The organism is Streptomyces sp. NPDC012510, from assembly GCF_042955065.1.
GTDB lineage: Bacteria > Actinomycetota > Actinomycetes > Streptomycetales > Streptomycetaceae > Streptomyces.
This window is the reverse complement of sequence record NZ_JBIBEN010000009.1, coordinates 270,433-283,217: the sequence shown is the minus strand read 5'-3', so window position 1 is coordinate 283,217 and position 12,785 is coordinate 270,433. Positions and strand designations below refer to the sequence as shown.

At 71.5% G+C, this 12,785-nt stretch carries 11 protein-coding genes and 1 pseudogene; 7 read left to right on the top strand and 5 right to left on the bottom strand.

Going from position 1 to position 12,785, the window contains the following annotated elements:
* Positions 1–32: 32 nt before the first annotated feature.
* On the bottom strand, positions 33–167 hold the full coding sequence (locus tag ACFY9I_RS19510; RefSeq protein ID WP_391003137.1) for a hypothetical protein: 135 nt from the start codon (positions 165–167) through the stop codon (positions 33–35).
* 23 nt (positions 168–190) lie between these two features.
* Positions 191–493: pseudogene (locus tag ACFY9I_RS19505) on the bottom strand (MMPL family transporter); the annotation flags it as partial.
* Between the two features lie 146 nt (positions 494–639).
* Here ACFY9I_RS19505 and ACFY9I_RS19500 point away from each other — a divergent pair.
* The gene (locus ACFY9I_RS19500) at positions 640–1,005 is read left to right on the top strand and encodes a cupin domain-containing protein (RefSeq protein ID WP_391003135.1); all 366 of its coding nucleotides are present in this window, start codon (positions 640–642) and stop codon (positions 1,003–1,005) included.
* A gap of 114 nt (positions 1,006–1,119) precedes the next feature.
* Here the strand turns inward: ACFY9I_RS19500 and ACFY9I_RS19495 are convergent, their stop codons facing one another.
* Complete coding sequence (locus tag ACFY9I_RS19495) at positions 1,120–2,133, bottom strand: hypothetical protein (protein WP_391003133.1); 1,014 nt, start codon at positions 2,131–2,133, stop codon at positions 1,120–1,122.
* A gap of 321 nt (positions 2,134–2,454) precedes the next feature.
* On the opposite strand from ACFY9I_RS19495, the gene ACFY9I_RS19490 reads away from it, so the two are divergent.
* Complete coding sequence (locus ACFY9I_RS19490; RefSeq protein ID WP_391003131.1) at positions 2,455–2,919, top strand: SRPBCC family protein; 465 nt, start codon at positions 2,455–2,457, stop codon at positions 2,917–2,919.
* Between the two features lie 41 nt (positions 2,920–2,960).
* On the opposite strand, the gene ACFY9I_RS19485 is transcribed toward ACFY9I_RS19490, so the two are convergent.
* Positions 2,961–4,475, bottom strand: coding sequence for a hypothetical protein (locus ACFY9I_RS19485; RefSeq protein WP_391003216.1), 1,515 nt, complete (start codon positions 4,473–4,475; stop codon positions 2,961–2,963).
* Between the two features lie 650 nt (positions 4,476–5,125).
* Between ACFY9I_RS19485 and ACFY9I_RS19480 the strand changes: the two genes are divergently transcribed.
* From ACFY9I_RS19480 to ACFY9I_RS19470, 3 genes are all read left to right on the top strand, one after another.
* Complete coding sequence (locus tag ACFY9I_RS19480) at positions 5,126–7,903, top strand: SpoIIE family protein phosphatase (RefSeq protein WP_391003129.1); 2,778 nt, start codon at positions 5,126–5,128, stop codon at positions 7,901–7,903.
* 67 nt (positions 7,904–7,970) lie between these two features.
* Positions 7,971–8,858: a Gfo/Idh/MocA family oxidoreductase gene (locus ACFY9I_RS19475; RefSeq protein WP_391003128.1), complete on the top strand. Its 888-nt coding sequence runs from the start codon at positions 7,971–7,973 to the stop codon at positions 8,856–8,858.
* 107 nt (positions 8,859–8,965) lie between these two features.
* Entirely contained in the window at positions 8,966–9,757 is a 792-nt protein-coding gene (locus tag ACFY9I_RS19470) for a hypothetical protein (protein WP_391003127.1), read from the top strand.
* Between the two features lie 77 nt (positions 9,758–9,834).
* Here ACFY9I_RS19470 and ACFY9I_RS19465 read toward each other — a convergent pair whose 3' ends face one another.
* Positions 9,835–10,623, bottom strand: coding sequence for an alpha/beta fold hydrolase (locus ACFY9I_RS19465; protein WP_391003125.1), 789 nt, complete (start codon positions 10,621–10,623; stop codon positions 9,835–9,837).
* A gap of 166 nt (positions 10,624–10,789) precedes the next feature.
* Here ACFY9I_RS19465 and ACFY9I_RS19460 point away from each other — a divergent pair, with 166 nt between their 5' ends.
* Positions 10,790–11,755 carry a DUF1152 domain-containing protein gene (locus tag ACFY9I_RS19460; protein WP_391003123.1) on the top strand — a complete coding sequence of 322 codons (966 nt, stop codon included), beginning with the start codon at positions 10,790–10,792 and terminating at the stop codon, positions 11,753–11,755.
* A 41-nt stretch (positions 11,756–11,796) separates the two neighbouring features.
* Entirely contained in the window at positions 11,797–12,780 is a 984-nt protein-coding gene (locus ACFY9I_RS19455; protein WP_391003121.1) for an aldo/keto reductase, read from the top strand.
* Positions 12,781–12,785: the final 5 nt, after the last annotated feature.

Sequence of the window (12,785 nt, the reverse complement as noted above, 5' to 3'; positions counted from 1 at the left end):
CGTACCGTCGATCACCTGTGCGGTGAGGCGAGTCAGTCGCTGAGCGGTCGGTCCCGCCCTGTCGGGACCGACCGCTCGGTCGTGTCCCCCTCCGCGTCGATGTGCGGCAGTACGCGGTCCAGCCAGTGCGGGGTCCACCAGCCGTGACGGCCGAGGAGGGTCATCACCGCCGGGACGAGGAGCAGCCGTACGAGCCGAGGGAGGTCAGGGCCTTGTCCCCGTCGTGCAGGACGATTCGACTGCTGTAGCCGCCGACCGCCGGATCGTGCTTCTTCAGCACGTCCAGACCCTCCGGGGACTGCACACCGGGGAGGGAGAAGTCGTCGGAGTAGTCCCCGCCGTGGAGGTGGTTCAGCACCTGCAGGGCCGCGAGCGCCACCAGCCAGGCGATTATGACGACCACGAAATGCCGGGCGCACCACCGGCCGATCCGCCGCAGCCGTCCCCCCGCGGCCTTCTCCCCACGCTTCCCACCGGAACGACTCGCTCGCATCGCCTCTCCAGCGGGAGCGATCTCCCGCCTCCCCATTACACGACGCTCCCCCCACCCCGGCACCTCCGGCGACGCCGCTCCCCGGTTGGCGGCCCCGGCTTGACAGGCGGACGATGGTGGGGTGGGACGGAACGGAAGGAGCCGTCATGCTGGAGATCAAGACGGTCGAGAAACCGGACGAGCGGCGCGATTTCCCACGGGGTCACCTCGAGGCCGTCCATCTGACGGGGCTCGACTTCGCCGTGGCCACCTTCGAACCGGGCTGGCGCTGGACCGAGTCCGTCGCCCCCATCGCGGGCACGGAGAGCTGCCAGGTCCACCACAACGGCTATGTCGTCCGGGGACGCATGCACATCCGCATGGACGACGGCGGTGAGGGCGAGGTCGGACCCGGCGACGCCTTCGTGTGCCCGCCGGGGCACGACGCGTGGGTCGTGGGCGACGAGCAGGTCCTGCTGTACGACTTCGCCGGCCAGATGGCCAAGGACTACGCCAAGGCGAAGGGCGAGTGAGCTGACACGGGTGCGAGAGGGGCTGGAGGCGGTGGCGTTCACGGACGCCCCGCCTCCAGCCGTGCCGTGCCCGTGCGCGGCCAGGTGCCGCGGCAGGCAACGTTCGCCGCGGCGCTAGATGCCGTTCGACTCCCGCAGGTTGTCCAGGGTCGCGCTCGTGTCGTTCTTGAGCCACTCCACGACCTCGTCGACCTCGGGCATCGCCACGTCGTCGTAGGAGGAGCCGTAGGCGCTCCAGCGCATCTCGTACGTCATCCAGCCGTCGCGCACCGCGAGGGTGGCCGACCGGCTGCCGCTGGTGTCGTCGCCGGAGGTGGTGTCCTCGGTGACCAGATACGCCTCGTCGCCGAAGCCGGTGACCTCGTCCACGTCGTAGTCGTCGTAACGCTGGTCGTACTCGGACCACAGGGCGGTGAACTCGGGGCCGGGGTCGGTCTTCTTGTGGAGGTCCATCTGGACCGAGAAGTAGGCGTCGGAGAGGGTGGAGGACGAGGAGGTCTTCAGGGAGATGCTGCAGTAGTTCTGGTCGAGGGCCTCGTGCTCCAGGGAGTTGTTCACGGGAGACGTGTCCTCCTCCGGGTACTCGTTCTTGAACGACGAGTAGTCGACCGAGGAGCAGAGGTTGGATTTGGCCTCATAGCCGCGCAGGTCCGCCTCCGTGTCGTCCTTGCCGAGGAGGAAGACGCCGCCGGCCCACGCCGCGGAGGCCACGGCCGCGCCCACCACGGCCCACAGCACGGCACGTCCGCCGGCCCCCTGCGCGGGCGGGGCGCCGAGAGGCGGATAGCCGCCCGGCGGCTGGCCGTACGGGTTGGTCTGGACGGGTACGGGGGCGACCGGGGGGCCGTAACCGCCCGGCGACTGGGGGTTCGGGTAGGGGTAGGCGCTCGGAGTGGCTGCCTGCGCCGGTATGTGGGCCTGGGTGGGCGCCTGTGCCAGAGTCGGGGTCGGTGTCTGCGGCTGGGCCTGCCCCGGGGGTGGCGCCGGCTGCGGCTGGGGCGCGACCGGCGGGGGCTGCTGCGCGGGGCCCTCCGGGCCGGCCTGCGCCGGTGGCGGCCAGGCCGGTGACGCGGACGGCTGGTCCTGCGGCTGTGGTCGCGCCGGCGCGCCCTCGGGGCGTTCGGTCATCGCGTTCTCCTCTGGTCGTGGTGGATGGGGCGCGTCGGCGGAGGCGGAACCGGCCCAACAGGGCCGCCGGGCAAGGCGGCAGGGTGTCGTGTGCGCTCGCGTGGAGGAGGAATACCCGTGGCCGGATCCCTTCCATGCGGCCTCGGCGGCGTCGGCGGTCTCGGCGGCACCTGAAGATCCCAGCCTGTTGCAGCGGCTCCCTCGCGGTCGCCCGTAGAACTACGCGCCCCGTCTACGCGACCCGGCCCGTCGGCCGGGGCGTGCCCCGGGGCGGCGGTCGTCGTGGGGCGGGTGTCGGTACCCGGTGGTTTCATGGGAGTCATGACCAGCAGAAGTGTCGTCGTCGAGCGGCGGGTCGCCGCTTCCCAGGGGCGGGTGTGGGAGGCCCTCACGGACCTCGGCGGTATGGAGCGGATGATCGGCGGTGTCACGAGGGTCGAGGTCCTCACGGACGGGGTCTTCGGAGTGGGCACCCGGTGGCGGGAGACCCGGCGCATGTTCGGCAAGGAGGCCACCGAGGAGATGTGGGTGACCGTCAGCGAGCCGCCCGAGCGCTATGTGGTGGAGGCCGAGTCGCACGGCTCCCGCTATGTCTCACAGTGGGTGCTGCGGGCCGACGGCCCCGCGGCCACGACGATCGTGATGACGTTCTCGGCCGAACCGACCGGTGGCGTCGCGGGTCTGCTCGCCAAGCTCATGGGATCCGTCGGTGCCCGCGCGGTGCGCAAGGCCGTCGCCAAGGACCTCGACGACGTCGCCGCGTGGGTGGAGGGCCGCAGGAGCTGAGCCGCCCGTGCGGCCCTCCGGTCACCGTGGTCCCGTGTCCGTCAGGAGTTCAGGCCGTAGCCGGTGGTCACATAGGCGCACTCCGTGTAGATGTAGCCCGACTCCAGCTTGGCGGTGTCCGAGGCGGGGCTGGAGGAACTGTCGCCCTTCGGCTTGTGCAGGAAGTACGTGGTGCCGACCGGCAGGCTGATCGTGCGCTGGGGGTAGTTGTCGTTGCCGTTGCACGGCTTGAAGCCGGCGCTCAGGGTGCTGCTCCAGTCGTAGCTGGTGCAGGTGCCGCAGCCCTTCAGGGTGAAGGTGCCGGTCACGGGGCCGGTGTACATGACCTGGATCTCGTCGGGGCTGTCGTTCTTGACCGTGACGGAGATGCTGCCGCCGGTACGTGTGGTGGGGAGCTTCTTGCCCGCCTCAGGGACCTGCTGGGCGATCTCGGCGGCGATCGCTATCTTCTTCGCGCGCGGCGCGTTCTTGTGGTTCTTGTTGGCGTCGACGAAGTCGTTCATCGAGGTGACCGCCTCGGCGAAGTCACCGTCCTCGTACTGGTCCACTCCGCAGGTGTAGACGCCCGCGGAAGCGGAGTTCTCGGCCCGCCCCGCGTCGGCGGCGAGGGCGTCGGCGACGCCCGCCTTCTCGCCGGGCAGCGCCTTGACCTGGGTGCCGAGGTTCTCCAACTGGTCCACGGCGGTGCACGGGTCGTCGCCGCCCACGGCCTTGATCGCCTTGTCCACGGCCGCCTTGACGTCGGGCGCGACCTTCGCCGCCTGGTCCGAGTCGGGGAACGTGGTGAGGAGGTCACCGAACTGGTCCTGCCAGCCGGCCGTGCCCCCGGCCAGGCTGTCGGAGGCGCACTCGTACAGCGAGGTGGCGAGCCGGTCGTCGGGCCAGCCGGCCAACGAGCCGAGGTCCCGCTCGCTCACGGTCTGCGGGACCGTCCGCAGGTATTCGAGGGGCGCGACCGCGTCGCAGTACTCCTGCTGCTCGTAGGGGGCACCGACCGTCGTGTAGAAGGTCTTCAGCCGGCCCGGGACCTTCCCTGCCGCGCGCGAGTCGGGGTGGTCGGTGCTCAGGTCGTCATAGGCGGTCAGGGCCCTGCGGTACTCGGACTGGGTCGTGGCGAACGACTCGCCGGAGGCCTTCTCCACCAGGTCGTCCGCCTTCTCCAGACGGTCCAGGAGCATCTCCTCGACGGCTTCCTTGCGCGCGGTCTCGTAGAGCAGACCGCCCACGACCGGTACACCGAGCAGGAGGACGCCGAGCGCGATGGCCAGCGGGGACTTCGCGGGCCAGGCGAGGCGGTTGCGCAGACCCAGGAAGGCGCCGTGGACGGCCGCGAGGACGAGGAACAGGCCGTAGACGACGAGGGTTCCGCCCGAGATGCCGTCAGGGTCGGCCGGGAGCACGGTGAAGAGCAGGAGGCCGGTGGCCGCCCAGCACAGCAGCGTCGGGAGCGGGCGGCGCATCAGTGCGTAGCCGAGGCCGAGACCGCTGAGGTTCAGGAGCCCCACTCCCACGGCCCGCCAGCCGTCCACCGGACCGGGCGGCGGTCCCGCCGGCATGGGCGGCACGACATAACTGTGACTCCAGCCGTCCTGGTCTCTTACACCGTACTGATCCCCGGACATGTCGGATCCCCCCGTCAACTCCACCCGCATGCTTACGAATTGTCAGTGTACGGCCGAAACTCACTGCTCGAACAGGTGATTCTCGGGCGCGAACGGTGATCGATCTTCATTCGTGACCATGGCCCGAGCCACACCGCGGAGCGGATCGGGCGGTGGGGCGGCCCCGGCTGTGCTGCCGGTGCTCACCCCGCGGCGGGTAAATCCCCGGCCCGGACGTACGGCCCGGGGACCTACCCGCCGCACTCGGCACGCTCGCGCCGCTGATCGGTACGCTCGCGCCGCTGATCGGCCCGGTCGCGGCACAGGTCGCACGCCGTACTCCAGTCGGACGTCCTCGGCCGGCGGCACGTGCCCCGGAAGGCTCCTGCGGCGTCGCGGCCGGGTCGGACGCGGGGAGCGCCCGCTCAATTCCCCCGGTGTGTGTCCGGCGTATCCCGAATGCGGGGCGCCCCCTGGGAAGAGGCACGTCACAGGTCGTCGAAGCGGCGACGGACGTTCTCCCGGCCTCTCGACCGACGGCCCCTGCGGTAACCATGTGTGACCCCCTCTCGCCTCCGGGCGCGGGGCAGTGTAGACATGGGCACATGGTCCGTCTCCTGGGTCGATCTCGTTCTCAGTCGGCCCGCCGTCCCCGAGATCAGCGCGCGCAGGGCCGGGAGGACCGTGCCCGGCGCGCGAAGCACGGATCCGACGGCGGCGCCAGCCGGGAGCGAGGCGGCCGGTGGGGCGCGCTCGCGGGGCTGCGGTCGGCGCTGAACGGGCGCAGCGTCGCCGGGCAGGTGTTCCTGCTGCAGGTCGTGATCGTCCTGGTACTGGTCGTGTCGGCGGTGGTCGCGCTGGTGCTGCAGGTCCGGCACGACAGCACCAAGGAAGCGCACAACCGTTCGCTCGCCGTGGCGGAGACCTTCGCCAACGCGCCGGGCACCCGTGAGGCGCTGAGCGCGGACGATCCGACGGCGGTGCTCCAGCCGAGGGCCGAGGCCGCCCGGATCCAGTCCAAGGTGGACTTCATCGTCGTCATGAACACCGACGGGATCCGCTACACCCATCCCAAGACGGACCGCATCGGCAAGCAGTTCGTCGGCACGCTCGGACCCGCGCTCGAAGGCAAGTCCTTCACCGAGGACATCGACGGGACGCTCGGCCCGCTCGTCCAGGCCGTGGTGCCGGTCAAGGCGCCCGACGGCACGGTGGTGGGCCTCGTCTCGGCCGGAATCACCACCGAGAACGTGGGCGGCGTGGCGGAACAGCAGTTGCCCCTGGTGCTGGCCGCCGCCGCGGCGGCCCTGGCCCTGGCCCTGGCGGGCACCGCACTCGTCAGCAAGCGGCTGCTGCGCCAGACCCACGGCCTCGGCCCGTCCGAGATGACCCGCATGTACGAGCACCACGACGCCGTGCTGCACGCGGTACGAGAGGGCGTGGTCATCATCGGCGGCGGGGGCCGGCTGCTGCTCGCCAACGACGAGGCGCACCGTCTGCTCGACCTGCCCACGGACGCCGAGGGTCAGGACGTCCTCGCCCTGGGCCTCGAATCGCACATGGCGGACCTGCTGGCCTCGGGCCGTGTCGCCAACGACGAGGTGCACCTGGTCGGCGACCGGCTCCTCGCGGTCAACCAGCGGCCCACCGATCTCCAGGGCGAGCCCTCCGGCAGCGTCGCCACGCTCCGCGACTCCACGGAGCTGCGTGCCCTCTCCGGCCGGGCCGAGGCCGCGCGGGAGCGTCTGAAGCTGCTCTACGACGCCGGAGTGGGCGTCGGCACCGGCCTGGACGTGACCCGTACCGCCGAGGAGCTGGCGGAGGTGGCCGTTCCCCGGTTCGCGGACTTCGTGACCGTGGACCTGGCCCCGGCGGCCCTGAGCGGCGACGAGCCGGAGACGGTCACCACGCTGCGCCGAACCGCGTTCAGCGGCATCCGCGAGGACGCGCCGCTGTACACGGTGGGCGAGAAGATCGACCTCGTACCCTCCTCGCCGCAGGCCCGCGCCATCGACAGCGGCAGTTCCACCCTGGTGGTCGACCTCGGCCGGGCGCCCGGCTGGCAGGCGCAGGACTTCGAGCGGTCCGCGCAGGTCGTCGAGTACGGCATCCACTCGCTGATCACCGTGCCGTTGCGGGTGGGCCAGTTGGTGATGGGGGTCGCCAACTTCTGGCGTTCTCAGAAGCCGGAGCCGTTCGACCAGGAGGAACTGGCGCTCGCCGAGGAACTGGTCGCCCGGGCGGCGGTCTCCATCGACAACGCGCGCCGCTTCACGCGCGAGCACACCATGGCCGTGACCCTGCAGCGCAGCCTGCTGCCGCGCACCCTTCCCGAGCAGAGTGCCCTGGACGTGGCCTACCGCTATCTGCCCGCGCAGGCCGGGGTCGGCGGGGACTGGTTCGACGTACTGCCCCTGTCCGGCACCCGCGTCGCGGTCGTCGTGGGTGACGTGGTGGGGCACGGACTGCACGCGGCGGCCACGATGGGGCGGCTGCGCACCGCGGTCCACAACTTCACCGCGCTGGACCTGCCGCCGGACGAGATCCTGGGGCTGCTGGACGAGATGGTCAGCCGCATCGACCAGGACGAGTCGGTGCTCGACGGCACCGCGCCGATCACGGGGGCGACCTGTCTGTACGCGATCTACGATCCGGTCTCGCGGCGCTGCACCGTCGCCAGGGCCGGACATCCGCCGCTCGCGGTCGCACGGCCCGACGGCACGGTCGAGTTCCCCGACATACCGGCCGGTCCGCCGCTCGGGCTCGGCGGTCTGCCGTTCGAGACGGCCGAGCTGACCCTCGACGAGGGCAGTCGGCTGGTGCTGTACACCGACGGGCTCGTCGAGGACCGGGAGCGCGACATCGACGACGGTCTCGAACTGCTGCGCACCGCGCTGGCCGGGTCCGACGCCTCTCCGCAGGGCACCTGCCGGGCCGTGCTCGACGCGCTGCCGCCGAGCCGGGCGAGCGACGACATCGCGCTGATCGTCGCCCGTACCCGGGCGCTGGACGCGGGCCGCGTCGTCGAGTGGGAGGTGCCCGGCGACCCGGCGGCCGTGGCCCGCGCCCGCTCCGACGCCACCCGGCAGCTCACCGCCTGGGGCCTGGAGGAACTGGAGTTCACCACCGAACTGATCCTGAGCGAACTCGTCACCAACGCCATCCGGTACGGCGGCGGCCCCATCCGGGTCCGGCTCATCCATGACCGCAACCTGATCTGCGAGGTCACGGACAGCAGTCACACCTCCCCCCATCTGCGGTACGCCGCCACGACCGACGAGGGCGGCCGAGGCCTGTATCTCATCGCCCAGCTCACCCAGCGCTGGGGCACCCGCTACTCCCCCACGGGCAAGACCATCTGGACCGAACAGGCCCTGCCCTGACGGTCATCGCACAGGCCGTTTCCCGAGGGAGGGGCACGGCCCACGACGCGCAAGGAGTAACCGCAGCATGCGTATCGGACTGCTCGGAACAGGACCGTGGGCCGAGATGGCCTACGCCCCCGCGCTGAGCGCGCACCAGGAGCTGGACTTCGCGGGGGTGTGGGGCAGGCGGCCGGAGGCTGCCAAGCAACTGGCCGACCGGCACGGCGGACTGCCCGTGTACGAGGACGTCGACGCGCTGTTCGCCGATGTGGACGCGGTCGCCGTGGCCCTGCCGCCGTCCGTGCAGGCGCCGCTCGCGGTGCGTGCCGCGCGGGCGGGCTGCCATCTGCTGCTCGACAAGCCGCTCGCGACGGACGTCGAGCAGGGGCGGGCCGTCGTCGAGGCGGTCGAGGAGGCCGGTGTCGCCTCCGTCGTGTTCTTCACCGCCCGTTTCCAGCCTCCGATCGAGGCGTGGATAACCGAACACTCCGCCGGTGAGGGCTGGTTCACCGCCCGCGCGGAGTGGTTCGGGTCGCTGTTCGACGACGAGAGCGACAGCCCCTTCGCCCACTCACCGTGGCGGCGGGAGAAGGGCGGTCTGTGGGATGTGGGCCCGCACGCCCTGTCCGTCCTGCTGCCGGTCCTCGGGGACGTCGAGGAGGTCGCCGCCGCCGTGCGCGGGCCCGGGGACACGGTCCATCTGGTGCTCCTGCACACCGGTGGAGCGTCCAGCACGGTCGCCCTCAGCCTCACCGCCCCGCTCGCGGCCTCCGGCGCGACGGTCGAGCTGCGCGGCCGGGCCGGGACGACCGTGCTGCCCGCCTCCGACGAAGGTGCCGTACCCGCTCTCGTGCGGGCGGGGGACGCGCTGTTGGCGGCCGCCCGGGAGGGGCGCCGGCATCCGTGCGACGCGGCGTTCGCGCTGCGGGTGACGGAGCTGCTGGCCGCGGCGGAAAGGCGGTTGACCGGCTGACCCGTCCGGCTCACGGGCCGCGTTCGGGTTTGCGTTCGAGCATGACCGGACATCGACCGGTGGCGGGCATGCCTTCGCCTCGCGCGCTCTTCGGTGAGGAGGTGCCCGTGAGCGAAGCGGACGGGGCCGCCGCCGTGCCCCCGGGGGACAAGGCGACGGCCGGGCAGAGGGATCAGGACGCGTGGACGGTCATGCGGCTGCGGATGGGGGTCGGGGTCATCGGTGTCCTGCTGCCCCTGGCGCTGCCGGCCGGCAACTGGATCGCCGCGAGGCTCGACGGCCGCACCGGGGAGGGCGCCTGGCCCGGTTCGATGAGCGGCTCGTACTACACCAGCACCCGTGACGTCTTCGTCGGCGCGTTGTGCGCCCTCGGGATCTTCCTGATCGTCTACCGCTACAACAAGGTGAACGACGTCATGGGCACGATCGCCGGGGTCTGTGCCCTCGGCGTCGCCCTCTTCCCGACCGCTCCGGGGTCCGGGGGCGACGCCGGCCGGCAGGCGATCTCCGTGTTGCACCAGGTCTTCGCCGTCGCGCTGTTGACATCGATGGCGGCCTTCTGCCTGCTCATGTACCGGGCGCCGGGCGTCAGGGAACGGTCGTACGTACGGCGTCCCTACCTCGTCGCCGGGGTGCTGATCCTCGCCTTCATGGCGCTCGCCGGCGCGGCTGCGGCCACCGAGGTGGGCGATGACTGGCTGATCACTCCCCTCTACCTGTGCGAGTGGCTCTCCGTCTGGTCGTTCGGCTTCGCCTGGACGGGGGCGGCCCTGTCCCTCGCCGAGGACATCGACCGTCTGCCGAGGACCCGCGCGGTCGTCGGCGCGGTCCTTGGCTGGTTCCGCCCGGTCGGGGGCCTCGGCGGCCGGGGCGAGCCCCGGTCGCGCGAAGCCCTGTGACCGCTCGTCGGCGGCTCCGACGCACCGGGCCGCCGTCCGATCGGCGGGAGTGTCCGGCACTCACGCCGACACCGACTTCAGCCTCGGACGCGCGGGCCGGTGAGGAAACGGTCGAGCGTGGCCGTCAGTTCGGCCGGCTTCTCCACCGGGAGTTCGTGGCCCGCGTCCAGGATGCGCACCTCGGCGTCCGGGCAGGCCTTGGCCATGCGGAGCATCTGGGCGACGGGCAGTTGGATGTCGTGGTAGCCGTGGACGAGCAGGACGGGAGTGCGGATCTCGCCGAGACGGTCCAGGACGTCGAAGGCGCGCATGGCGCCGTAGAGGGTCATGACGACCTCGCGCGGGGTGGCCGCCGAGGCGCGGATGTACTCGCGGATCCGCTCACGGGGGTAGCCGGGGGCGAAGGCGCGCTGGATGTTGGCGGCGACGAACAGCTTGAAGGGCACGCGGGTGGAGGCGGCCATGAGCAGGCCCCGGCCCCGGTTGTAGGTCATGCGGCCGATGGAGTTGACCAGCACCAGTCGCTCCACCCGGTCGGGGTGGGCGAGGGTGACGGTCTGGGAGATCATGCCGCCCATGGAATGACCGACGAGGACGAACCGCTCGACGCCCAGATGGTCGAGGAGCGCGAGAACGTCTCTCGCCAGCTCCTCGATCGTGCGCACCCCGCCCCCGCCGCTCTCGCCGTGCCCACGCAGATCGAGCCGGATCACGCGCCGCCTCTCGGAGAAGTACGCCACCTGATGGTCCCAGCGGTGCCGGTTCGCGGTCCAGCCGTGCACGAAGACCAGGGGCACCTCCCCACCGTCCCGGGGGCCCACGTCGTCGTACGTCAGTGCGGCGCCGTCGACTTCGAGCTGCGGCATGGGGGCCTCCTGCGGTGCGTCCGGTTACTGGCCGGTACGTTAACGGTCACCCCGGCTCCGCGTCACCGCTGTTCACCGGGGAAGCGCCGGCCACGACCACACGCGCCATGACCGGAGGTCCGGGAAATCGCGGGCGCCCCACGCGCCGTCCTGTTACCTTCCCCCGGTGTTCTCCCTCCGACGACCCGCGTTCTTCTCACGGCTGGACGACTCGCGGCGCGTGCTCATCGCCGGCGCCGGTGGCGGTTTCGACGTCTACGCCGGACTTCCGCTGGCCCTCGCCCTGCGCTCGGCGGGCAAGGAGGTCCATCTGGCCAACCTCTCCTTCGCCGATCTGTACGGCCTGAGCCTGGACGTGTGGCTGGAGCAGGACGTCGCGGCCATCGGTCCGGACACCGCCTTCCGGGGTGACTACTTCCCGGAGCGCACCCTCGCCCAGTGGCTGGCCATGCAGCAACTGCCCAGCACCGTGTACGCGCTCTCCCGTACGGGGGTCGCGCCGCTGCGGGCCGCCTATCGCGCGCTCCTCGGCCATCTCGGCGGAGTGGACGCCGTGGTCCTGGTGGACGGCGGCACCGACATCCTGATGCGCGGGGACGAGCACGGGCTCGGCACTCCGGAGGAGGACATGGCGAGCCTGGGTGCCGTCGCCGGTCTCGACGAGGTCCCGGACCGGCTGGTGGCCTGCCTCGGCTTCGGCGTGGACGCCTACCACGGGGTCAACCACGCGCTGGTCCTGGAGAACCTGGCCGCGCTGGAGCGGGACGGCGCCTACCTCGGCGCGTTCTCGCTGCCGCGCGACAGCGACGAGGGCGCCCTGTACCTGGACGCGGTGGCCCACGCCCAGCGGTCCACACCGACCCACCCGAGCATCGTCAACGGTTCGATCGCGGCGGCGGTGCGCGGCGGGTTCGGGGACGTCCGGTTCACCGAACGGACCCGGAACAGCGAACTGTTCATCAACCCGTTGATGGCGCTGTACTTCTGTGTGGACGCGGTCGGCCTCGCGCGCCGCAACCTCTACCTCGACCGACTGGAGAAGACGGAACTCACCCGGCAGATCAGCTCGGTCGTCGCCGAGTTCCGGGACGAACTCCCCCGGCAGCGCCCACCGCGGGCGTTCCCGCACTGACCATGCGAAACAGGCGTCGGAACAGATGACAGACTGACGCCATGGAAGAACGCGCATTCGGTAGGTCGGGTCAGCACGCGTCCGTGGTCGGTCTCGGCACGTGGCAGTTGGGCGCCGACTGGGGAGACGTCGACGACAAGGAAGCCCTGGCGGTGCTGGAGGCGGCGGCCGAGTCGGGGGTGACCTTCTTCGACACGGCCGACGTCTACGGTGACGGGCGCAGCGAGGAGACCATCGCCACGTTCCTGCGGAGCAGGCCCGATCTCCATGTGTTCGTCGCGACGAAGATGGGCCGTCGCATGGACCAGATCCCCGAGAACTACGTCCTCGACAACTTCCGGGCCTGGAACGACCGGTCCCGCCGCAACCTCGGCGTGGACCGCCTCGACCTGGTCCAGCTTCACTGCCCACCCACGCCCGTCTACTCCTCGGACGAGGTGTACGACGCGCTGGACACCCTCGTCGAGGAGGAGCGGATCGCCACGTACGGCGTCAGCGTGGAGACCTGCGCAGAGGCGCTGACGGCGATCGCCCGGCCGAACGTGGCGAGCGTGCAGATCATCCTCAACCCGTTCCGTATGAAGCCGCTGCTCGACGTCCTGCCGGCGGCCGAGGCGGCGGGGGTCGGGATCATCGCCCGGGTGCCGCTGGCCTCCGGGCTGCTGTCGGGCAAGTACACCAAGGACACGGTCTTCGCGGCGAACGACCACCGCACGTACAACCGGCACGGTGAGTCCTTCGACCAGGGCGAGACCTTCTCCGGCGTCGACTACGGCACGGGCGTCGAGGCGGCCGTCGAGTTCGCCGCCCTCGCCCCGGAGGGCTTCACCCCGGCCCAGCTCGCCCTGCGCTGGATCATCCAGCAGCCGGGCGTCACGACGGTGATCCCGGGCGCCCGTACCCCGGAGCAGGCCCGCGCCAACGCGGCCGCCGCCGCGCTGCCGGAGCTGTCCGGGGAGACGCTCACAGCGATCCGGGAGCTGTACGACCGCCGGATCAAGAAGCAGGTGGAAGGCCGCTGGTAGCTGTC

Coding starts and splice junctions, on each gene's coding strand:
- ACFY9I_RS19500 (WP_391003135.1), top strand. CDS start 640: ATGCTGGAGATCAAGACGGTCGAGAAACCGGACGAGCGGCGCGATTTC.
- ACFY9I_RS19495 (WP_391003133.1), bottom strand. CDS start 2,133: ATGACCGAACGCCCCGAGGGCGCGCCGGCGCGACCACAGCCGCAGGAC.
- ACFY9I_RS19490 (WP_391003131.1), top strand. CDS start 2,455: ATGACCAGCAGAAGTGTCGTCGTCGAGCGGCGGGTCGCCGCTTCCCAG.
- ACFY9I_RS19485 (WP_391003216.1), bottom strand. CDS start 4,475: ATGCCGGCGGGACCGCCGCCCGGTCCGGTGGACGGCTGGCGGGCCGTG.
- ACFY9I_RS19480 (WP_391003129.1), top strand. CDS start 5,126: ATGGTCCGTCTCCTGGGTCGATCTCGTTCTCAGTCGGCCCGCCGTCCC.
- ACFY9I_RS19475 (WP_391003128.1), top strand. CDS start 7,971: ATGCGTATCGGACTGCTCGGAACAGGACCGTGGGCCGAGATGGCCTAC.
- ACFY9I_RS19465 (WP_391003125.1), bottom strand. CDS start 10,623: ATGCCGCAGCTCGAAGTCGACGGCGCCGCACTGACGTACGACGACGTG.
- ACFY9I_RS19455 (WP_391003121.1), top strand. CDS start 11,797: ATGGAAGAACGCGCATTCGGTAGGTCGGGTCAGCACGCGTCCGTGGTC.